Annotated in this window: 17 protein-coding genes and 1 pseudogene; 12 read left to right on the top strand and 6 right to left on the bottom strand. The window is 44.1% G+C overall.

Annotated elements, in window-relative coordinates:
• The 3 genes from GY065_RS12640 to GY065_RS12630 form a co-directional block, all read left to right on the top strand.
• Positions 1–2,177 (top strand): YadA family autotransporter adhesin (locus tag GY065_RS12640; RefSeq protein ID WP_174834405.1); only part of this gene is annotated, 2,177 nt, incomplete at its 5' end.
• A 395-nt stretch (positions 2,178–2,572) separates the two neighbouring features.
• The gene (locus tag GY065_RS12635; RefSeq protein WP_202984099.1) at positions 2,573–3,439 is read left to right on the top strand and encodes a patatin family protein; all 867 of its coding nucleotides are present in this window, start codon (positions 2,573–2,575) and stop codon (positions 3,437–3,439) included.
• 45 nt (positions 3,440–3,484) lie between these two features.
• Entirely contained in the window at positions 3,485–4,687 is a 1,203-nt protein-coding gene (locus GY065_RS12630) for an MFS transporter (protein WP_174834403.1), read from the top strand.
• A 17-nt stretch (positions 4,688–4,704) separates the two neighbouring features.
• Here the strand turns inward: GY065_RS12630 and GY065_RS12625 are convergent, their stop codons facing one another.
• Positions 4,705–5,478 (bottom strand): ThiF family adenylyltransferase, encoded by a 774-nt coding sequence (locus GY065_RS12625; protein WP_194241868.1) that lies wholly within the window; start codon positions 5,476–5,478, stop codon positions 4,705–4,707.
• A 100-nt stretch (positions 5,479–5,578) separates the two neighbouring features.
• Between GY065_RS12625 and GY065_RS12620 the strand changes: the two genes are divergently transcribed.
• A complete protein-coding gene (locus GY065_RS12620; RefSeq protein ID WP_110414770.1) occupies positions 5,579–6,148 on the top strand; it encodes an L-threonylcarbamoyladenylate synthase in 570 nt (189 codons plus the stop codon).
• Between the two features lie 107 nt (positions 6,149–6,255).
• On the opposite strand, the gene GY065_RS12615 is transcribed toward GY065_RS12620, so the two are convergent.
• Positions 6,256–7,152 carry a polyprenyl synthetase family protein gene (locus GY065_RS12615; protein WP_244621541.1) on the bottom strand — a complete coding sequence of 299 codons (897 nt, stop codon included), beginning with the start codon at positions 7,150–7,152 and terminating at the stop codon, positions 6,256–6,258.
• Positions 7,136–7,363, bottom strand: coding sequence for an exodeoxyribonuclease VII small subunit (locus GY065_RS12610; RefSeq protein WP_025331809.1), 228 nt, complete (start codon positions 7,361–7,363; stop codon positions 7,136–7,138). The genes GY065_RS12615 and GY065_RS12610 overlap by 17 nt, the downstream gene beginning before the upstream one ends.
• Before the next feature lie 847 nt (positions 7,364–8,210).
• Here GY065_RS12610 and GY065_RS12605 point away from each other — a divergent pair.
• Together GY065_RS12605 and dnaJ are read left to right on the top strand one after the other, a co-directional pair.
• Positions 8,211–10,100: a ribonuclease catalytic domain-containing protein gene (locus tag GY065_RS12605; RefSeq protein WP_174834401.1), complete on the top strand. Its 1,890-nt coding sequence runs from the start codon at positions 8,211–8,213 to the stop codon at positions 10,098–10,100.
• Between the two features lie 280 nt (positions 10,101–10,380).
• The gene (gene dnaJ / locus GY065_RS12600) at positions 10,381–11,493 is read left to right on the top strand and encodes a molecular chaperone DnaJ (RefSeq protein ID WP_174834399.1); all 1,113 of its coding nucleotides are present in this window, start codon (positions 10,381–10,383) and stop codon (positions 11,491–11,493) included.
• Positions 11,494–12,029: 536 nt separating this feature from the next.
• Here the strand turns inward: dnaJ and GY065_RS12595 are convergent.
• The 3 genes from GY065_RS12595 to GY065_RS12585 all read right to left on the bottom strand — a co-directional run bounded on the left by GY065_RS12595 (position 12,030) and on the right by GY065_RS12585 (position 15,894).
• Positions 12,030–12,449 carry an HIT family protein gene (locus GY065_RS12595; protein ID WP_025331807.1) on the bottom strand — a complete coding sequence of 140 codons (420 nt, stop codon included), beginning with the start codon at positions 12,447–12,449 and terminating at the stop codon, positions 12,030–12,032.
• A 50-nt stretch (positions 12,450–12,499) separates the two neighbouring features.
• The gene (locus GY065_RS12590; RefSeq protein ID WP_174834397.1) at positions 12,500–14,719 is read right to left on the bottom strand and encodes a UvrD-helicase domain-containing protein; all 2,220 of its coding nucleotides are present in this window, start codon (positions 14,717–14,719) and stop codon (positions 12,500–12,502) included.
• Positions 14,720–14,961: 242 nt separating this feature from the next.
• Positions 14,962–15,894, bottom strand: coding sequence for a LysR family transcriptional regulator (locus GY065_RS12585; RefSeq protein WP_084548552.1), 933 nt, complete (start codon positions 15,892–15,894; stop codon positions 14,962–14,964).
• A 300-nt stretch (positions 15,895–16,194) separates the two neighbouring features.
• Between GY065_RS12585 and metE the strand changes: the two genes are divergently transcribed.
• The 6 genes and pseudogenes from metE to GY065_RS13670 all read left to right on the top strand — a co-directional run bounded on the left by metE (position 16,195) and on the right by GY065_RS13670 (position 20,880).
• Positions 16,195–18,468 carry a 5-methyltetrahydropteroyltriglutamate--homocysteine S-methyltransferase gene (gene metE, locus GY065_RS12580; protein ID WP_174834395.1) on the top strand — a complete coding sequence of 758 codons (2,274 nt, stop codon included), beginning with the start codon at positions 16,195–16,197 and terminating at the stop codon, positions 18,466–18,468.
• Between the two features lie 243 nt (positions 18,469–18,711).
• Positions 18,712–19,101, top strand: a pseudogene (locus GY065_RS13320) (DUF6402 family protein); the annotation flags it as partial.
• A gap of 158 nt (positions 19,102–19,259) precedes the next feature.
• The gene (locus GY065_RS12570; RefSeq protein WP_256433077.1) at positions 19,260–19,703 is read left to right on the top strand and encodes a DUF6201 family protein; all 444 of its coding nucleotides are present in this window, start codon (positions 19,260–19,262) and stop codon (positions 19,701–19,703) included.
• 49 nt (positions 19,704–19,752) lie between these two features.
• Complete coding sequence (locus GY065_RS12565) at positions 19,753–20,160, top strand: DUF6201 family protein (protein WP_174834389.1); 408 nt, start codon at positions 19,753–19,755, stop codon at positions 20,158–20,160.
• 325 nt (positions 20,161–20,485) lie between these two features.
• Entirely contained in the window at positions 20,486–20,710 is a 225-nt protein-coding gene (locus GY065_RS12560; RefSeq protein WP_174834387.1) for a DUF6201 family protein, read from the top strand.
• Positions 20,707–20,880 (top strand): Tox-REase-5 domain-containing protein, encoded by a 174-nt coding sequence (locus GY065_RS13670; RefSeq protein ID WP_144370467.1) that lies wholly within the window; start codon positions 20,707–20,709, stop codon positions 20,878–20,880. The genes GY065_RS12560 and GY065_RS13670 overlap by 4 nt, the downstream gene beginning before the upstream one ends.
• Positions 20,881–21,201 lie beyond the last annotated feature (321 nt).

The following is a 21,201-nucleotide window of genomic DNA, read 5'->3' as shown; positions in this document are numbered from 1 at the left end:
TATCTTCATTAAATCAGGATGCCCTGCAATGGAATAGCGGTATAAGTGCATATGATGCCAGTCATGGAAGCGGTAATGCACAAAGAATTACCCATGTAGCTGCCGGTGATGTATCAGCACATTCAACCGATGCAATTAACGGAGGTCAGTTCTTTGCTCTGTCCAGCTCAGCATCAACCGGTCTGAACAGTTTATCAACCAGCATGAGCAACATGGCAGACATTCAGCAGGGTAGTATATCCACAATCATTGCTGATAACCTGAAAGATGTAAATCAAAACGTATCCAGCCTATCAACCGGTCTGAACACAGCTAATAGCAGCATAAACAGCCTGTCAAGCGGATATGCTAGCATCAATAACCAGGTATCTTCATTAAATCAGGATGCCCTGCAATGGAATAGCATTATAAGTGCATATGATGCCAGTCATGGAAGCGGTAATGCACAAAGAATTACCCATGTAGCTGCCGGTGATGTATCAGCACATTCAACCGATGCAATTAACGGAGGTCAGTTCTTTGCTCTGTCCAGCTCAGCATCAACCGGTCTGAGCAGTCTGTTAACAACTGTTTCCTCAACTGTTTTCGAAAATGTTTCTCCTCACATCTCCAGTATAAGTGCTTCTCTGTCCACCGGATATCGAGGTATTTCAAAAAGTGTAAGCGACTTGGCAAGCGATTCTCAAATCATAAAGGGACGAGTGGATTATCTAGAAGAGCATACGATCACATGGAATAATGATAAAGACGGATTTGATGCAGGCCAAACCAACAACGGTATGACTCGTGATGCTACTCCTGTTTATCGCAAAATTGTGAATCTGGCAGATGGTGATGTAAAGGAAAATTCGCATGATGCGATAAATGGCGGCCAGTTATACGAAGTAAAAACTTCGCTGTCTACCGATCTGAGTTCTTTGACATCATCCACTTCAACAGCGATATCAAATTTAGTGATTCGCACAGACCTGGGCAGTATGCTTACCAGTATCTCTGATCTGAATGCGAATGCGTTACAGTGGAATAATAGTAGTCAAGTTTATGATGCTGCTCGCGGAGGTATTGCACAGACAATTACCGGTGTTAAAGGCGGTAATATAGTAGCCGGCTCTCTTGATGCAGTGAATGCTGGTCAGTTGTGGGATGTAAAACAAAGTATCAGTGCCCTATCATCAAGCGTGTCAACTGGTTTGTCAAGCCTGTCAACAGCAGTAGGCGGTCTGCCCGCAGGCACTGGCACTATTTCTGATGATGCACTGTCGAGTCTGTCAACTGCAATCAGTAAAAGAACAGAAAGTCAGCTTTCTAGTATAACTGCCGGTTTGGGTAAGCCAAGCGGATATAATCCAAGTACAGGTCAGATTACACCGCCTAAATATGAAACTACTACCCCGACAGGCAATATAGTAACTGCTGATAATGTGGCTGACGCTCTGCAGAATATTCAGGATTACGGTACTAAATATGCAAAGAGTAACTCAGCAAAAGCAGCCTCAATCGCTCAGGGGGTTGATTCAGTTGCAATAGGCGGTGCATCAATGGCCAGCGGTACCTCAGCAGTTGCCATCGGTGATTCTGCCAGTGCATCGTCAGCCAATGGTGTTGCTCTGGGCAGTCAGGCGAAAGTAACTCAGAGCGGAGGCGTAGCACTTGGATCTGGATCGGTAGCAAGTACAGCAGCCGGTAAAGAGGGCTATATACCGGTAACGGCAACACAGCAGCAGGCAGAAGCAATCCGGGCAACGAAGAGTACAGAAGGAGCCGTATCTGTAGGAGATGCATCGAAAGGTGTATACCGTCAGATAACCGGGGTTGCCGCTGGTACAGCTGATACTGATGCAGTCAATGTGGCTCAGCTTAAGGGTGTGAATAATCAGATTACCAACATCAATAAGTATGTAAATCAGGTAAATGATCGTGTTCAGCGGACTGAACGCCGCGCCTATTCCGGTACGGCACTGGCCATGGCTCTGTCCGGTGCTTATCTGCCCTCTCTGAATGCCGGTGAACAGGCTGTTGGTGTAGGTGTTGGTACCTATCGTGGCTATACTGCGGTAGGAGCTAATTATAAAGCCATGAGTAACAGCGGTAATATTGGCTGGGGTGCAGGTGTTTCCACTACAGGCAAAGAAGTTGGCTTTAATGCCGGTGTCGGCTTTAAGTGGGGTCACAATTAAACTGTTTTTACTCAGTAGTCTGACTAACTTCCGGATTTATCTGAATCCGGAAGTTTTTTTATGGGTTGGAAAAATGTTAAGAGATAAAAGATGGCGGATATACCGTATCTTCCCGGTTTACAGATGAATTAATTGGCGCCGATTTTATGGATAAAGTGGTTCCCGGACACAGGATTAGAAAATATTTAGTTGACAATGATATGGTTCAGATTGAAAAAAATCATAAAATTCAGGTATGTGTACCGGATATTGACAGGCTGATTTACACATACAGGAACCGTAGAAGACATTAATATTTAGATACTGTGCGCCGGCGGGCTTTATTGATTTACTATAGCCGGTATTATATATTTAATAATATTAAATTATTTTTACATAAATATGGGAATGGCAATATGCATACTGGTCGGCAGCCTGCCGGAATGCAAACTGCACTGGTTGTAGAAGGCGGAGGAATGCGTGCCGCATTCAGCAGCGGTGTGACTGATGCCTTCTTACAGGCAGATTTTAACCCGTTTAGTTTACTGGTCGGGGTATCTTCCGGAGCCAGTACTATTGCCAGTTATCTGTCCAAACAGGAAGGGCGTAATCTGGCTGTACTGCTTGATCAGTCCTGCCGGCCGGAATTTATCCGCTGGTCACGCTTTATCCGTGGCGGCGACCTGATGGATATCGACTGGTTATGGCAGGTTGTGCAACAGGAAAATCCGCTGGACTGTGAACGTATGTTTGCACAGCAGCGTGATTTTAGGATTGTGTTAAGTAATGCGTTTAGCGGTGAGCCGGAATATGCTGTGGCTCAGCCCGATTCTTTTCTGGATGTGCTGCGCGCTTCCAGCTCAATTCCGTTTATGATCCGTAAGCCGGTAGCAATCGGTAATGAATTTTATTTTGACGGCGGAGTAGCTGATGCTCTGCCGGTACAGTGGGCTCTGTCCCGGCCAAATATTAATCGAGTCGTGGTAATCCGTACCCGGGCACAAAATTATGTAAAAAAAGGTGCCCTGAGTGATAGTCTGCTGGCAAGGCTTCTACCTGCCGGCGGGTTTTCTCAAGCATTACGGCAGCGGGTAAAGCATTATAATGCTACCCTGGCATGGATGCAGCAGCCTGAGAACTGCCGGTATATTATTGAAATCCACCCTCCGGATGATGGCAAAATGGCCGGACGTCTGTGCCGGGATGCCGGTCGTTTGCGTTACAGCTATGCAGCCGGTCTGGAGTGCGGTCGTGCGCTATTGCAGCAATGGCCGGTAAATTGAATGGTTTTTTCTACCCTAAGGGTAAACGGGTAATTTGGTGAAGTAATGAAAACGGATTCGACTGTATCGAAAACACAGCACCGGCTTAGTCTTTTTGTCGCTATTCTGGCTCTGGCTTTTGTTTTGCGCGGCCCTCTGACAGGTGTGGGGCCTTTATTACAGAATATTCAGGCACAGCTGCAGATAAGCAGTACGCTGGCAGGCATGCTGACTACGGTACCATTGCTGACATTTGGTCTGTTTTCGATTTTTATTCCCAGGCTTGCAGCACGTCTGGGCTCGGAGCAGATGGTCTTTTTTGCATTATGGATTTTAACGCTGGGGCTGGTGCTGCGCTGTGGTTCCGGGTTGTTTCTGTTACTGGCCGGTACGGCTTTGCTCAGCTGTGCCATTGCAGTTGGCAATGTGCTGATTCCCAGTATGGTAAAGCAGTATTTTCCGTTTAAAATGGGGCTGGTTACCGCATTATATGCACTGGTGATGAATATGGGCGGTGCGGCCGGTTCTGCTTTAAGTGCCCCACTTGCTCACAGTAATCTATGGGGCTGGCGCGGTGCTCTGGTAATCTGGGTTCTGCCGGCGCTGGTAGCCATGGTTATCTGGTGGCTGCCTTTTAAAGCAGCCAATGCTGTGCCCAAGGCGGCTGTACGTGCGCGTCAGGTAAAAACACATCTGTGGCGCAATCCGCTGGCCTGGCAGGTAACGCTGTTTATGGGGTTTCAGTCATTCCTGTTTTATTCTACAGTCAGCTGGTTGCCGCAGATTGTAGCCAAGGCCGGAGTATCCGCAACGGAAGCCGGTGGCTGGCTCGGGCTGATGCAGCTGGTGATGATACCAACCAATTTGCTGATACCGATTTATGCAGCCAGATTAAAGCAGCAGCACTGGATAGGGTCGATGTGCGGCGTGGCTTTAATCTTGTCGGTATTATTGCTGATGTCGCCATGGCGCAGCTGTTATTTTCCGGCAGTATTGCTGCTGGGACTGGGCATCAGCGGGGCTTTCTGTCTGAGTATGATGTTTTTCAGCTTGCGCAGCGACAGTGTTACTGAGGGGGTACTGTTATCTGGGATGGCTCAAACCTGTGGTTATCTGTTTGCAGCTGTGGGCCCTGTCCTGATGGGTGCTTTGCATGACATGCTGCATTCCTGGTTTCCGGCACTGTGTTTAATGTTAATTGCTGCTCTGGTTATTACTGTATCTGGCTGGAATGCCGGTCAGGATCGTAAACTATCTGATTTTGATTAATAAAAATATCCACAGTTTTATCCACAAATTTCTGTGGATAAAACTGGCTGCCCGCATACCGGACAATCCGGATTGGCAGCCAGCTGCAGGCGCTGCCATTGAAAAGAACAAGCGTCAAAACAGTGTAGCCAGCAGCCGTCAGGGTGAATACCGGCAATTATCTGCAATGCTTCACTGGCCTGTGCCGCGCCCATAATACCGAGTAAAGGTGCAAAAACTCCGTTTTTAGCACAACTGGCACCTTCATCATTCATTTCTCCTTCAAACAGGCACTGATAGCAGGGGCCACGACCATCACGAAAATCATATACTGCCAGCTGACCGGCAAATACCAGTGCAGAGGCTGAAACCAGTGGTTTGCGTGCATTAAAACAGGCCTGATTAATCAGCCGGCGGCTGGCAAAATTGTCGGTACAATCCAGAATGATATCGGTATGCTGAACCAGTTGCTCTAACATGCTGGCATCAGCTCTGGCTACAATGGGCTTTAATCCGGTTTGCGGATATTGTGTCTGTAGCTGCCGGCACAATATCGCGGCTTTTGCCTGACCGATATCTTGATCATTAAACCAGAACTGGCGTTGCAGATTACTGATTTCGATAGTGTCGTTATCCACAACGGTAATATGCCCTATTCCGCTGGAAGCCAGATAAGTCAGAGCCGGATGTGCCAGGCCGCCGGCACCGATTACCAGAGCACGGGCAGCAAGAATTGCTTCCTGTCCGGCAATATCCAGCTTATCCAGTAATATATGACGGCTGTAACGCAATAGTTGTTCATCAGTAATCATGATTGTCTCTGGTGGTTGGGTGGCTGTGACCGGTACGGGTGTAGTCTGGTTTATTCTGCCCTGCTATTATAATAGTTTAGTCTAGTTTCTCAGAATATTTATGCGCCATCCTGCCCGTCCGTCAGGCCGGTTTTTATATCGTCTGCGCAGCCATCTGCATCGTGGCGGTTTGATTGCTTATCCTACAGAAGGCAGTTATGGGCTAGGCTGTCTGCCTGATTGTGTGCCGGCGGTGCGTAAAGTCATTGCATTGAAAAAGCGACCGCAACATAAAGGGCTGATTGTTATTGCTGCTGATTTCACTCAATTGCAGCCTTTGCTCGCACCTTTGTCCGCAACCGATATAGCGGCTGTCAGCCGGCAGTGGCCGGCACCCAGAACTTTACTGTTACCGATACGCAAACAGGTTTCACCTGTGTTACGCGGGCGGGGCCGGCAAACTCTGGCTGTACGGGTTCCGGACCTGGTAACTGCTCGGTTTTTATGCAGAGCAGCAGGTACGGCGCTGGTATCTACTTCTTGTAACCGGGCGGGAAAAAAAGCCTGTCGTACTGAGCGTGAAGTCAGACGCCAGTTTGGAAAACAGGTGATGATTCTGGGCGGGCGCACCGGCGGAAGAAAACAGCCCAGTCAGATTATTGACTGGGCTTCCGGTAAGCGGCTGCGTTAGTTATTTTATTAATAAGCTGATCTGTAAATAAGTTATATCTGTAATTTACTGAATTACTGCGCAGACAATGTTTATATATTCGTAGTTTGCTGTTGCTTGGCGCATTTTTAATGATTGCGGGCAACGACAAATTGCGCCAGTGCGCGAAGATGAGATGCACGCTGGTCAAAACTGCTTAAAGCATCAATAGCCTGTTGTACTAGATTTTCTGCATACTGGCGTGCTGTAGTCAGCCCCATCAGACTAACGTAAGTAGGTTTATTAGTCTGGGCATCTTTTCCGGCGGTTTTACCCAGTGTGCTGCTATCCTGCTCGTAATCCAGTACATCATCGATAACCTGAAAGGCCAAGCCCAGATGAGCGGCATAATGGTCGAGTGCGGTTAATGCCTGCTGGCTGATATCCTGACAGCAAAGTCCGCCCAGTGTAACTGCTGCTCTGATCAGCGCACCGGTTTTCAACTGGTGCATGTGTTCCAGTTCGCCCTGATTCAGACCTACCCCTACGCAGGCTAAATCGATAGCCTGTCCGCCGGCCATACCATGACAGCCGGCAGCCTGTGCCAGAGTCTGTATCATTTGCAGCTGACGCGCAGCGTCCAGACTGGTTGGCCGGCTCAGCAGGCTGAATGCCATACTTTGCAGTGCATCACCAACCAACAAGGCTGTTGCCGGTGTATATTGTATGTGACAGGCAGGCTTTCCGTGACGTAGACTGTCGTTATCCATCTCCGGCATATCGTCGTGCACAAGCGAATAGATATGTATGCATTCGATTGCAGCCAGAGCATAATCTGCGGCTTCTGTAACCGCATTACCCAGCTCCGCCGCCGCCAGAACCAGCATTGGCCGCAACCGTTTACCGCCATCCAGCGCCGCATAGTGCATGGCTTCAGTCAGTGGTGCGGGAAGTTGTCCGGCCGGGGGAAATAATCGGGTTAATGTTTCTTCTGTATGTGTCTGTACCTGTTTTTGCCAGCCGGCAAAATCATTCCCCTGTTTCAAGCTTCAGCTCCTTTAATTCACCATTATCCAGTACCTGTAGTTTTTGTTCTACCTCCGCCAGCTTCTGCTGGCAGTATTGCACCAGTTCCTGACCATATTCATATGCAGCCAGTGATTCTTCCAGCGGAAGATCATTGTTTTGCATGGATTCAGTTATTTTTTCCAGTTGCTGGATAGCTTCTTCATAGCTTTTTGGGGTTATTTTTTTCATATCATAGGTCTTTACATGAATTTATGGCTATTGTAACACTCGCACTATGGCTATTGCTGTGGATATCTGTATCATACAATTCTGGTAAGAAATTTCTGATAACAGGCTGGTGTATTTCTTAGTATGATCTGTATAAGCAGACATGAATATTAATAATATTATTATTTTCGAACAGAAATTATTGTGTATTAAACAACATACTGATATTTTATTTTGATCCTGCTAGCCAGATTCAAACCCGCATTTTCTGTTGTAATATCTGATTTGTTTTTTATAAAAAAAATTAGATATTATTGAAAATTTACTATATATAGTAATAATATAGCTAATTACATTTTCTGATACAGGTGATTGCACTGGCAAAAAAATTTACATGCTAATAAAGGTAAATTTTGGTTTTATTGAGTATATATTTAAAGTGTATATTTAATTTTATGATAATAATCTGCGATTTTGGCAATGTATTGTATAAATTTATCTATGAGTATATTTAGCAGATTATTCTTTTGGTATTTATAAAAGCTTATTTATTGTTATGAATATTCTTATTGAGTAAATGTTTTTACTGTTTATTTATCAGTTTTTAAAGCATAATATTGTTTTAAGCATAATTATATTGTAATAACTTTAAGTAATTGTTTTCTTAAATAATTAAAACGTAGAATTATTTAATTTGTATGTTTTGACATTTGAATATATAAAAAACGGATGTGATTGTCTGAAACAGCATTACAGTTCGGACATAAAATCTGAGATTGAGTACAGCCGTTTACAATTATATAAAGAAATATTATCTGAATCTGTTTTACAGATTACCTGGATGGTTTCTTTGGTTTAAGTAGGTGTTATGGGTAAACATATTTTTTATGAGGAGTCAGGTCAGTTTAAAGTAGCGGAAATAGTGCAGGAAAATGATGCTACTTTTCTGGTTAATACACAACATGGTAAGCGGGCAAAAATCAAGGCCAGCCACGTTTTTCTGGTGTTTGATGGTGATGCTGCGCAATTTTTACAACAGGCTGCTGAAGCAGCTGCCGGTATTGATATCAGTCTGCTCTGGGAAGCGGTAGGCAATGAAAGTGAATTTACCGCAGCCAGTGCAGCCAGTGAATATTTTGGCAATAGCAGCGGGAATATTGAGCTGGCAGCCACACTGATGGCTCTGTATGCAGCGCCTATGTATTTTTACAAAAAAAATAAAGGTGTATTTAAAGCTGCGCCGGCAGAAACATTACAGCAGGCGCTGGCAGCCATTGAACGGCGCAAACAGCAGGAAGAACAAATCAATGGCTGGATACAGGAATTGCTGGCCGGTCGCCTGCCGGATGAGATTGCTGCTGAAGCCAAAATGATTCTGCATGCACCTGATAAACAAAGTCTGAAATACAAAGCAGTGGTCAAAGCTGCTGATCAGAAAAAAACCTCACTGTTTGCCCTGCTCCAGAGTGTTGGTGCAGTACCGCCTCTGCCTGAATATTTTCTGGATGGTTTTTTACTTACCCAGTTTCCCAAAGGTGCGGATTGCGGTAACTATCCTGTACCGGTTATGCACAATCTGCCAGATGCCGATACCGCAGTACGCGCATTTTCCATTGATGATATTGAAACCAGTGAGGTAGATGATGCCTTCAGTGTGCGTGACCTGCCCAATGGCAATAAACTGGTCGGAATTCATATTGCTGCCCCGGCTTTGGCAATAGATGCTGAGTCTTTGCTGGAAAAGCTGATATTTGAACGTTTAAGTACTGTGTATTATCCCGGTGGTAAAATTACCATGCTGCCGGATAACTGGATAGCTGCTTTCAGTCTGGATGAAGGAGCAGCACGACCGGCAGTCAGTCTGTATGCTGAAATCAGTCCGCAGTTTGAGGTGATACGTTATGAATCACGAATTGAATCGGTGTATATAGACTGTAATTTACGTATTGAAAATATTGAGCAGGCATTTCAGCCTTTGCAGCCGCGCAGTGATACTGAAGCTTTTGCACATCAGCACGAAATGAACTGGTTATATGATTTTGCTGTGGCCAGAATGCAGGCACGGGGTAAATATGATCCCGAACGTTTACCGCAGTATGATTATGGAATTAAGCTTGGGACAGATAATACTGTACATATCAGTGTGCGTGAACGCGGAGCACCAATTGATACGTTGGTCAGTGAACTGATGATTTTTGCCAACAGTACCTGGGCGCAGATGCTGGATGAGGCTGAAATGGCGGGATTATTCCGTGTACAGCCTACCGGCAGAGTACGGATGAGTACTCAGTCTGAACCGCATATTGGTCTGGGGCTGAAACATTATGCCTGGTTTACTTCACCACTGCGCCGTGCTACTGATTATATTAATCAGAAGCAGCTGATCAGTTTACTGGATCCGGAAGCAGAGCCACGTTTTGAACCGCAGGATGCCATGCTGTTTGCGGTATTGCGTGATTTTGAGTCGGCTTATGCAGCCTACAATGATTTTCAGCGCCATATGGAAGCATACTGGAGTCTGATATATATTCAGCAGGAACAGTTGCAGGAGCTGACTGCTCAGTTAATACGTGATGATTTAGTGCGTATTGAAGGCCTGCCGCTGGTAAGCCGTGTCAACGGTGTACCGGTTGATGCCATGCCAAAATGCCGGATGAAGGTATCGATAACCGGAATCGATCCGATACAGGTAAGTGTCGGACTAAACTATATTAATGTTTTGCTGCCAGCAGATAATGCCAGCCAAATATCCGGCTGAATTATTTAAAGTGCTTTGAAGGTTACTTGATGGATGGCACATGATTTGATTGGCTACTTTGCTGACAGTATAAATATACTGGTATAACCGTTAATTCTTTATCTGTCTATTTGTTTTCAGGCCGTATATTGTGCTTCGGTCAGAAATAACTTTTACTTAAAACCTTGTTTTTATACATGCAGCCCATATATGGGTTGCATTTCTATTATCTATCCGGTTTTGCTGTTCAGGCATCCTGCTGTTTAAGAGCAGGTTGCCTGCAAACCTTTGGAATAAAATTATGACTGAAGTAGATTTTTATGAAGTACTGGGTATAAGCCGTACTGCAGGGGATGAGGAAATCAAAAAAGCTTATCGTAAGCTGGCCATGAAATACCATCCTGACCGTAATCAGGGCGATAAAAACGCCGAAGAAAAATTTAAAGAAGTACAACGTGCTTATGAAGTATTGTCTGATTCTCAAAAACGTGCTGCTTATGACCAGTTTGGTCATGCCGGTGTAGACGGCAATATGGGAGCCGGAGCCGGCGGCTTTTCCGGCGGTTTTGATTTTGGTGATATTTTCAGCCAGATGTTTGGCGGCGGAGCCGGCGGACGGTCGCAGCAGAATAATCAGGGCGCTGATTTACAATATAATATTGAAATCAGTCTGGAAGAGGCTGCGCGCGGTATTAAGAAAAAAATCACTATTCCTACTCATGAAGAATGTGATGTCTGTCACGGCAGTGGTGCTAAAGTCGGGACTTCAGCCACTACCTGCAGCATGTGTGGCGGCAGTGGTGTCGTTCAGGTACGGCAGGCCATTTTCCAGTTACAGCAGACTTGCCCGACCTGTCACGGCAGTGGTAAACAGATTAAGGATCCGTGTGTTAAATGTCATGGAGACGGACTGGTAAAAACCCGCAAGACTGTTGAGGTTTCTATTCCGGCCGGAATTGATGATGGTCAGCGTATCCGCCTGAGCGGTGAAGGTGAACCCGGTAAGCATGGTGCGCCTGCCGGTGATTTATATGTGATGGTGAACGTGCGCCCACATCAGGTGTTTGAGCGTGACGGCATGGATCTGCACTGTGAATTACCCATCAGTTTTACGATAGCTGCGCTTGGCGGAGAGGTTGAAGTGCCTACGCTGGATGGTAAAGTCAAACTGAATATTCCGAAAGAAACACAAACCGGTCGTCGCATGCGGGTACGTGGTAAAGGGGTTAAATCAGTACGTTCGGCTGCTGTGGGTGATTTATATTGTCATATCGTGGTAGAGACACCGGTAAATCTGACCGATCGTCAGCGTGAGTTACTGGAAGAGTTTGAAAAAATCTCTACCGGTATGGATCGGGCTCAGACGCCGCGGCAAAAATCATTCATGGACAAACTGCGCGATTTATTTGAATAAAATACGAAAGTACCACAGTTTAGAAGTGTTTATTCCGGATGTATGAATAATTAATACTGGTTATACTGTGTAAAAGCCCGCAGAGCATAATTTTTCTGCGGGCTTTTGTTATCAGAAGAAAAGATACAGGCCGGATAAGGCCTGCTTCTGCTGAAACCAGCAGAAAAAAATGATTTGTCGCATTTCCTGTTGATGAAAAGCGTAAGCAGGCGTTTTAGTGAATTAAATTCCGCTAATTATGCAGGATATGGCTAGTGTGTAATCACAAAGGCGTTTAAGCTGAAACTGACTGAACAATTTAATCTGTATTGACCAGGAAATAAATTATCGCTCCGTTTACCGAAAGGTGCAGGAGCGACAGGGAGATTTGATACAACAACTGAATGATTGTGGACAAATTTGTAGTATTTAGCTGGATAAAAATCAGTCTTTATGCTTAATTCCTTATAAAACAAGGGTTATAGCATAATAAATACTATTTATTTTACTGATTATCTGTGGATAATTCTGTGGATAATTGTTGAATCAAAAAATGGTCAGGCCAGTTCTGCACGTAATTGTGCAGCCAGTTGCGCCAGTTCTGCCTGATCAGCAGCCACACTTTCATGTTTACCCAGTTCATGGATATGTCCGGGAATCAGATGAATGTGATAATGAAATACAGACTGACCAGCCTGTTCGCCGGACAACTGTAATTGCACAACGCCATTACGATGTAACACTTTACGTTGCGCATTAATAATCTTTTTGGCTGCACTGAATACGGCAGCAAGGTAATCTTGCGGCATGTCAGTTAACTCTATTGCTTCACATTTAGGAATCACCAGTACATGGCCGCGTGCCTGTGGCATCACATCCATAAAGGCCAGTGTCTGCTCATCCTCATAAACTTTATGGCAAGGAATTTCACCACGGATAATTCGGGCAAAAATATTGTTACTGTCGTATTGTTGCATGACTGTCTCCTCTCAGGCTTTTGCTTACCAGCCATTACCTGAGCAATTGTTTAAGAAATAATACTTAGCTTGCTTTTGGCAAATACGGTATCCAGCTCTTTAATCCCCTGTTTACCGAAATTGATGGTCAGGCGTGCCCCTTCAGCTTTCTGGGTAGCATCTATTATGACACCGGTGCCGAAACGTTCATGATAAACATTCTGTCCTAGCTGAAAGCCGTCAAAATCTGTGCTCTCCTGTGTTTCTGCCAGTTTGCTGCGGCTGTGAAACGGATTGGTTCGCTGCGTGGACTGTTGCCGAGCTATCAGAGAGTTTCTGTGAGCAGACAGATATTGCAATACCTCTTCCGGTATTTCATCCACAAAGCGTGATGGCAGGGCAAAATGCGTTTGTCCGTGTAACAGGCGTTGTTCTGCCATTGTTAAATACAGGCGCTTACGTGCTCTGGTGATGGCTACATACATCAGGCGCCGCTCTTCTTCCAGCCCGTCGCGTTCGGCCATGCTGTATTCACTGGGGAATAAACCTTCTTCCAGCCCTGTCAGAAATACACCATCAAATTCCAGTCCCTTAGCTGCATGCACAGTCATTAACTGCAAGGCATCTTCACCCTGACCGGCCTGATGCTCTCCTGCTTCCAGTGAGGCTGTACTTAAAAAAGACAGTACCGGAAATAAAGGATCGTTTTCATCATACTCAGGTTCCATATCATAACCGGATTCCTGCGGTTTAAATGCCACTGCCGCATTCAGTAATTCTTCCAGGTTGTTGATGCGTTCCTGTTGTTCACCTTTCTGGGTACGGTAGTGTTCCATCAGACCGCTATCATAGATGGCAGCAGCCATCAGTTCCTGCAGAGAAACTTGCGCAGCCTGTTGCTGTAAATTTTCAATCAAGCGGATAAAAGCAGCAATTTTACTGTTTTTCGCTGACAGGCTGATAGCCGCCTGCCATAACGAAGTATGGGCTTCATTGGCTGCCGCCTGAATGTTTTCAACACTCCGCGCGCCGATGCCGCGTGCCGGCACATTGATTACGCGTAATAAGGCATTATCATCATTGGGGTTAACCGCCAGACGCAGGTAAGCCAGTGCATGTTTGATTTCCTGACGCTCATAAAAGCGCAGGCCGCCATAAATTTTGTAAGGTATACCGGCGCGGAACAGAGCCTGTTCCAGAACCCGCGACTGGGCATTACTGCGATACAGGACAGCCATCTGCATATAATTCAGCCCTTCGCGGTGTAAAGCCTTCACTTCATCAACCACAAACTGCGCTTCTTCAAGATCATTAATTGCCTGAAGTACACGGATTTTTTCGCCATCGCCGGCCTGAGTGCGCAGATTTTTACCCAAACGGCTGGCGTTGTGTGCAATCACCGCGTTGGCTGCAGTCAGAATATTGCCTACCGAACGGTAATTTTGTTCCAGCCGGATGGGTTCGCCAACATGAAATTCATTCAGAAAGCGGGTCATATTGGCTACTTCGGCACCGCGAAAGCGATAAATACTCTGGTCGTCGTCTCCCACAGCGAAAACCGCTGCATGCTCTCCGGCCAGTAATTTTAGCCATGCATACTGTAATTTATTTGTATCCTGAAATTCATCAATCAGTACATGATTAAAACGGTTCTGGTAATGATTGCGCAATATTTCATTACTCTGCAGAATTTCATAACTGCGTAACATTAATTCCGCGAAATCCACTACACCTTCATTCCGGCACAAACTATCATAGGCGGCATAACATTCAATCATTTGCCGTTCATGCGGGTCGCGGGCCGATAAACGCGAAGCACGCAATCCGTTTTCTTTTTGTGCATTAATGAATCCCTGCAGACTGCGTGGTGAGATAATTTCTTCAGCAATATTCAGTTGTTTGAGCAAGCGCTTGACTACAGAAAGCTGATCACCCATATCCAGAATCTGAAAGGTCTTGGGCAGTGCTGCTTCCTGATGGTGCAGTCGTAAAAACCGATGGCACAGCCCGTGAAATGTCCCCAGCCACATCGCCCGTACCGAAACCGGTAACAGCGTGCTCAGGCGCAATTGCATTTCTTTAGCCGCCTTATTGGTAAAGGTAACAGCCAGAATGCTGTGTACACTGGCCTGACCAGTCTGCAATAACCAGGCAATACGTGTGGTTAGTACTCTGGTTTTACCACTTCCTGCACCCGCCAGTACCAGTGCCGGTTGCGCAGGCCAGGTAACGGCGGCTAATTGTTCACTATTAAGACCAGTCAGCAGACCGGCAGAAGATAAAATTTCCATAGCGCTTATTGTAGCTGATTAAGCCTGAAAAATCGCTTTGAAAAATATGCTTATGGCTTATTTTATGGTATTTATGCAGCACAAGAAGATTTATCTGACATCTGCACAAACTGAGCTTAAGCAGGACAATGGATGTTGCGTAAAATTCTGGCTGACGATACCAAACAAGAGCAGAGCAAAATATCAGCGCTTTGCCGAATATCTGCCCTGCTCCTCTAATAAATCAGATTGCCGGTTGCAGACTAGTCCGGCGTGCTGAGCGGGCTGAGTCCGGGTAAGTCGGCAAAGCTGCGTTCGCGCACAATCTGGCAGAAATTATCCAGATAGCTTTTATTACTGTCTGTTTCGCGCATGGCGGCATACAATTCACTTTGCAGCGGTATATCGCCAATCTGCCGTGCTACTACATAGCCTTTTTCCAGATACGGCATAACAGTCCAGTAAGGCAAAGCAGCAATGCCGCGCCGGCTGGAAACCAGCTGAATAATGGCTATCGTCAGTTCACTGTTACGCCGTGCCGGCTGTACCCCGGCCGGTTTTAAAACCTTACGCAGTAAATCCAGCATATCATCCGGTACCGGATAGGTGATCAGTGTTTCATTCTCAAAATCCTGAGCTTGCCACACACTTTTAGCCGCCAGCGGGTGATCCTTCGCGCAAATGCCGACCATTTCATAGGCAAACAGTGGCTGAAAAATAATCCCCGGCTGCGGAGCATATTCGGATACGATTGCCAGATCTGCACGGTGAGTCAGCAATAACCCAACCGGATCGGCCTGAAAGCCGGAAACAATATCCAGCTCTACTTTAGGCCACAGCGCCCGGAAAGCATCCATGGCCGGCATCAGCCAGTCAAAGCAGGTATGGCATTCTACCGCTACCCTCAGCTCTCCTGCCTCACCTTCAATTATCTGCGCCATATCCAGCTCTGCTACTGTAACCAGCGGCGTGATTTCTCGTGCCAGCTGTAGCAGCCGCACACCTACCGGAGTAAAGTGAATCGGGTTGGATTTACGTTCAAACAGGGGGGTACCATAAAACTGTTCCAGAACACGAATCTGGTGTGAAAGTGCAGACTGGGTCAGAAAAACCCTTTTTGCCGCCATCGATACGCTGCCGGTTTCTTCCAGAGCCAGCAAAGTGCGCAGATGGCGCAGTTCAATAATCGACTCCATGTTTTCCGCCTTTGATGAGTATTTTTAACTACAAATTCAAGTTAAAAAATTCATAAACAGCCAGACTGCTTATAAATATCATTTATATGAATAGAACAATAACTACCTTACTGATAGCCAGTTATCTATTTACAAACCGGACACCTGTATACCATATCATACTCTTGGATTACACTAGTCTGAAATATAGTATTAAAAAAATTCATACAGAACTGCAAAATTTATCGCTTGTCGTAATGTCATAACTCACGCACACTGGCCGTTATTGAAATCCATCATTCGTAATAGGGAGAAACAAATATGAATACATTCCATCTGTCTGGTTATCCGCGTGTTGGTGCTAAGCGTGAATTAAAATTTGCCGTTGAAGCATTCTGGAAAGGCGCAAAAAGCGAAGCCGAGCTGCGCCAGACAGCGGCAGATATCCGCCAGAAAAACTGGGCAACCCAGATTGCCGCTGGTGCCGATCTGCTGCCGGTAGGTGATTTTTCATATTACGACCACGTACTGGATACGCTGTGTGCACTGGGCGCCATTCCGGCACGTTTTGGTTTTGACGCAGATAAACTGACCCTGTCTCAGTATTTTGAACTGGCACGCGGTAATGCCAGTCAGGTAGCCATGGAAATGACCAAGTGGTTTGATACCAACTACCACTATATCGTACCTGAATGGCATCAGAACACCAGTTTTAAGGCCAATGCAGCCAGTCTGATTGCCCAGATAGAAGAAGCCAAAGCCACCGGACATGATATTAAACCTACACTGGTGGGTCCGCTTACTCTGTTGTGGTTGGGTAAAGAAAAAGATGCCGGTCATAATCGTCTGGAATTATTGCCGCGTCTGCTGCCTGAATATCAGAAACTGTTACGTGAACTGGCCAATGCCGGTGTTGACTGGATTCAGATTGACGAACCGATTCTTGCTGTAGATATTGCCCGTGAGTGGCTGGATGCCTTTGCTCCCACTTATCAGGAGCTGGCGATTACTGGTACCCGTATTATTATCGGCACCTATTTTGGCAGCGTTGCCGAACATATTAATCTGCTCAAAAACCTGCCGGTTAACGGCGTACATATTGATTGTGTGCGGGCACCTGAGCAACTGGCTGAATTTGCCAATGCATGGCCGGAAAATAAAGTATTGTCGGTTGGTCTGATCGACGGACGTAACGTATGGCGCGCCAATCTGCGTGAAGTAATAGAACTGCTGGCGCCGGTAGCTACTCAGCTGGGTAATAATTTATGGATTGCGCCGAGTTGCTCACTGTTGCACAGTCCGCAGGATTTAAGTGTAGAGGAGAAACTTAACCCTGAAATCAAAAACTGGCTTGCCTTTGCTGCCCAGAAACTGCAGGAACTGGGTATCATCAAACAGGCACTGGCACACGGTAAAGATTCCGTACAGGAAGCTCTTGCCGCTTCTGATGCTGTGGCTGCCGGACGCAAAACCAGTAAACTGATTCATAATGATAAGGTTGCACAGCGCGTAGCCAGCCTGCGCGAACATGCCGACCAGCGCCATAGCCCGTTTGCACAACGGATTGAAAAACAACAGCAATGGATGAATCTGCCTCTGCTGCCAACCACCACTATCGGTTCATTTCCACAGACACAGGAAATTCGTCAGGCACGCGCCGCCTTTAAAAAGGGTGAACTGAGCGCTGCCGATTACGAAGCGGCCATGAAAAAAGACATTGCCTACTGTGTTGAGCAGCAGGAACAGCTGGATATCGATGTACTGGTACATGGTGAAGCTGAGCGCAATGATATGGTTGAATACTTTGGTGAACAGCTGGATGGTTACTGCTTTACTCAGTATGGCTGGGTACAGAGCTATGGTTCCCGCTGTGTTAAACCACCGATTATTTTTGGTGATGTGGCACGCCCGAAAGCCATGACTGTTGCCTGGTCTTCTTATGCACAATCTCTGACCAAACGTCCGATGAAAGGTATGCTTACCGGACCGGTAACCATGATGAAGTGGAGTTTTGTACGCAACGATGTACCATTAAGTCTGGTGTGCAAACAGATTGCGCTGGCACTGAACGATGAAGTACTGGATCTGGAAAAAGCCGGTATTCGCGTTATTCAGATTGATGAACCGGCCATTCGTGAAGCCTTGCCGCTGAAACGTGCGCAATGGGATGAATATCTGGCCTGGGCATGTGAATCATTCCGCCTTACTTCCACTGATGCGGATGACAGCACTCAGATTCATACACATATGTGCTATTCTGAATTTAATGATATTCTGCCGGCTATTGCCAGCATGGATGCTGATGTAATTACCATTGAAACTTCCCGTTCTGATATGGAATTACTGGATGCTTTTGTTAAATTCAGCTATCCGAATGATATCGGTCCCGGCGTATATGATATCCACAGCCCGCGTGTGCCTACTGAAGCCGAAGTCGAACATCTGTTGCGTAAAGCATTGAAAGTAATTGATCAGCGTCGGTTGTGGGTAAATCCGGATTGTGGACTGAAAACACGCGGATGGCCGGAAACCAAAGCAGCGCTGGAAGTTATGGTTAATGTAACCAAAAAACTGCGAGCAGAATTAACTGCATAATTCAGATTTAGCTTAACACACCGCCCCGGTTTGCCGGGGCGGTTTTGTATGCCTGATTTTCAGAATATACCAATAATATTAAGTTAATTTTACTTTTAATCAAACAAGAAAATCAGTTATCTGTATGTTCTTATAAATTGAAATATATCTGAGTGAGTGCTCAGTTTATCATATAAATATATTTATATGATTATGTATATGGTATTAAATACTGCTGATGGCAGATAAAAAACTTATGATGATTATTTTGGTGCGATGGATAAGACAAATTTAAAAATTGTACCACATGGTTATCAGGATAAATTTCAGGGAAGAAATGTCTTTATTACTGAAGCTGTCGGTTTTTATATAAAAGATACCTATGATTTTCTCGGTAATGAATTTTTGGGTGTCTGGCATAAAGATGGAGTACTTAACAAAAAACAGATGCTACTATATGTAGGCTTTTACGGAAGTCAAGATTGGGTAAGCGTTGCTAATATGAATATGCAGTGAGCTGCGCAAGTTTATAATAGTGATTTCAGAAAATGGCAGCAAGTGAGAAATACCGGTGTTGATTTTATGGTTTTTTCGGATGTTCTCTGGCTTAAACCTTTAGACGAGCATAGAAAGATTGAATTAGATGCTAAATAATTTAGAAATTTTTTCAGTTTTGGCTGTTTCCTGAGTAGATATTGATGCCGGATTTAAATCTTCCGAGAGTAATGAAAAATATTTAGCTTTTTAGAAAAAGTGATGGTTATGATGGTATTAATATCAATATAAAATCAAATAAAACTATAGGAAATAAAATGAAACATAATATCCATATATTTTTTAAAAATATACTACGCAAAAATGCTGTATTTATAAAAATTATATTAGTGCTAATAATGGTGATGTGGTGGTGGTTTTTCTCGTCCTCCAGTTTTTATGGTGATTTTAATCTGTACGGTACAGTAGAAGGAGTGGATGGTGAGTATTACATAAATATGTATCAGCATCTGCCAACAACCCCGCTGGCAGTCTATGAATTGATAAAGGGGGATCGGTATTTTTATGTTTTATATAACAAACAGGGTAAGAAAATATGGCATTCACCCCATTATGCTTATCTATATGATAATGTAAATCCTTTGTTTATTCCTACTAAAGACAGTAAATTATTAAGATATTCAGAAGAGGACTGGAGTGACGCTGATATAAAAAATAAAATCAAAGAAGTATATGGTGATATAGAGCATAATCAGCATTAAAGATGGAAATAACCAGTCTATATATAATAAAAGTATGGAGCGACGGATTATGAAAAAAAGTATAAAAATGATAAAAATAATAGGTTTATTTGCTTTTTTCTATTGGCTGTGTCTGTTTTCGTCATCCAGTTTTTACGGAAATTTTAATCTTTATACAACCATAAAAAGTGAAGATGGTGAGTACTATGCCAATATATACAAACATTTGCCCACTTCACCAATTTCAATTATGCAAATATTAGGCGGTAATAAATATTTTACTGTCCTATATAATAAAAAGGGAGAAGAGTTATGGAGAGTATCTTATTTTGAATATATTAGTGAACAAGTAATGTATGAAATGATGTCTTTTCCTGATAAAACAGATAATACTTTTATTTGTGCGACAAATCATGGCGTAGACGGACACGATTTTTCTACAACCATACGTAATCATAAAGTAGTGTCAATCAAGTAATTTAAACCGAGTTAGCAAAATATTTGGATGCAGGATAGGATTAAGTCGATTTAACTTAAAAATCAAACGAGATAAAATATTAAATAATAAAAGCCTCCTTTTTTGCTTGCATATTTCATATCATAACAAATGACAAGAATTTATTTTATACGATAAATATTTGTAGTAAGTTGGAAGTTATTCAGTTTGGCTGTTTCCTGAATAGATATTGATGCCGGATTAAAATTTTCCGGGCGTGATGAAAAAAATTTAGCTTTTTAGAAAAAGTGATGGTTATGATGATATTAATGTCAATATAAAATTAAACAAAACTATAGGGAATAACATGAAACATAATATCCATATATTTTTTGAAAATATACTACGCAAAAATGCTGTATTTATAAAAATTATATTAGTGCTAATAATGGTGATGTGGTGGTGGTTTTTCTCGTCCTCCAGTTTTTATGGTGATTTTAATCTGGCCGGTACAGTAGAAGGAGTGGATGGTGAGTATTACATAAATATGTATCAGCATCTGCCAACAAATCCGTTGGCAGTCTATGAATAGATACAGGGGGATCGGTAAAATATATTACTGAATGGGTATATTTTAAAGGACCAGGTAATCCACCAGTAGAGTTTGATGGATGGATACCTAGATTTTGTCTATTTTTAGAAGCTAAAGCGCGTTACGATCATTTATTTAAAGAAGAGAAAGGAAGAATAGTAGTAGCATAATGGGCTACCACCTTACAAGGTAAAATAGAGGCTCAAGCACGTAGGCAAAATATTGTATGTAGTACTAATTATCCTGCTAAATGCTGTTGGGTGTGGATGACTATAAAGGCATACCAATATTTTAATAGTATAAAGCGAAATTATCCTAATTTATATTCAATTTATGTACCATTATCAAAATAACATGGATCATTAATTATGAAAAGAAATATAGTTTTCGAAATCTATTTCAACCCTAAAAAGTATTTGTCACTTTTAACATGTATAGAGCAAATTAATGGCATTTTAAAAATCCAGCATCAATATCTAGTCAAAAGACAA

Origin of the sequence: Snodgrassella sp. ESL0323 (genome assembly GCF_013346865.1) — a bacterium.
Lineage (GTDB): Bacteria > Pseudomonadota > Gammaproteobacteria > Burkholderiales > Neisseriaceae > Snodgrassella > Snodgrassella alvi.
This window is presented reverse-complemented; position numbering and strand designations above follow the sequence as displayed.

Excerpts from the sequence above, each read along its gene's own strand:
- GY065_RS12595 (WP_025331807.1), bottom strand. The coding sequence starts at position 12,449 with ATGCAACAATACGACAGTAACAATATTTTTGCCCGAATTATCCGTGGT.
- metE (WP_174834395.1), top strand. The coding sequence starts at position 16,195 with ATGAATACATTCCATCTGTCTGGTTATCCGCGTGTTGGTGCTAAGCGT.
- GY065_RS12560 (WP_174834387.1), top strand. The coding sequence starts at position 20,486 with ATGAAACATAATATCCATATATTTTTTGAAAATATACTACGCAAAAAT.
- GY065_RS12570 (WP_256433077.1), top strand. The coding sequence starts at position 19,260 with ATGAAACATAATATCCATATATTTTTTAAAAATATACTACGCAAAAAT.
- GY065_RS12585 (WP_084548552.1), bottom strand. The coding sequence starts at position 15,894 with ATGGAGTCGATTATTGAACTGCGCCATCTGCGCACTTTGCTGGCTCTG.
- GY065_RS12625 (WP_194241868.1), bottom strand. The coding sequence starts at position 5,478 with ATGATTACTGATGAACAACTATTGCGTTACAGCCGTCATATATTACTG.
- GY065_RS12590 (WP_174834397.1), bottom strand. The coding sequence starts at position 14,719 with ATGGAAATTTTATCTTCTGCCGGTCTGCTGACTGGTCTTAATAGTGAA.
- GY065_RS12605 (WP_174834401.1), top strand. The coding sequence starts at position 8,211 with ATGGGTAAACATATTTTTTATGAGGAGTCAGGTCAGTTTAAAGTAGCG.
- dnaJ (WP_174834399.1), top strand. The coding sequence starts at position 10,381 with ATGACTGAAGTAGATTTTTATGAAGTACTGGGTATAAGCCGTACTGCA.
- GY065_RS12610 (WP_025331809.1), bottom strand. The coding sequence starts at position 7,363 with ATGAAAAAAATAACCCCAAAAAGCTATGAAGAAGCTATCCAGCAACTG.
- GY065_RS12635 (WP_202984099.1), top strand. The coding sequence starts at position 2,573 with ATGCATACTGGTCGGCAGCCTGCCGGAATGCAAACTGCACTGGTTGTA.
- GY065_RS12620 (WP_110414770.1), top strand. The coding sequence starts at position 5,579 with ATGCGCCATCCTGCCCGTCCGTCAGGCCGGTTTTTATATCGTCTGCGC.
- GY065_RS12565 (WP_174834389.1), top strand. The coding sequence starts at position 19,753 with ATGAAAAAAAGTATAAAAATGATAAAAATAATAGGTTTATTTGCTTTT.
- GY065_RS12630 (WP_174834403.1), top strand. The coding sequence starts at position 3,485 with ATGAAAACGGATTCGACTGTATCGAAAACACAGCACCGGCTTAGTCTT.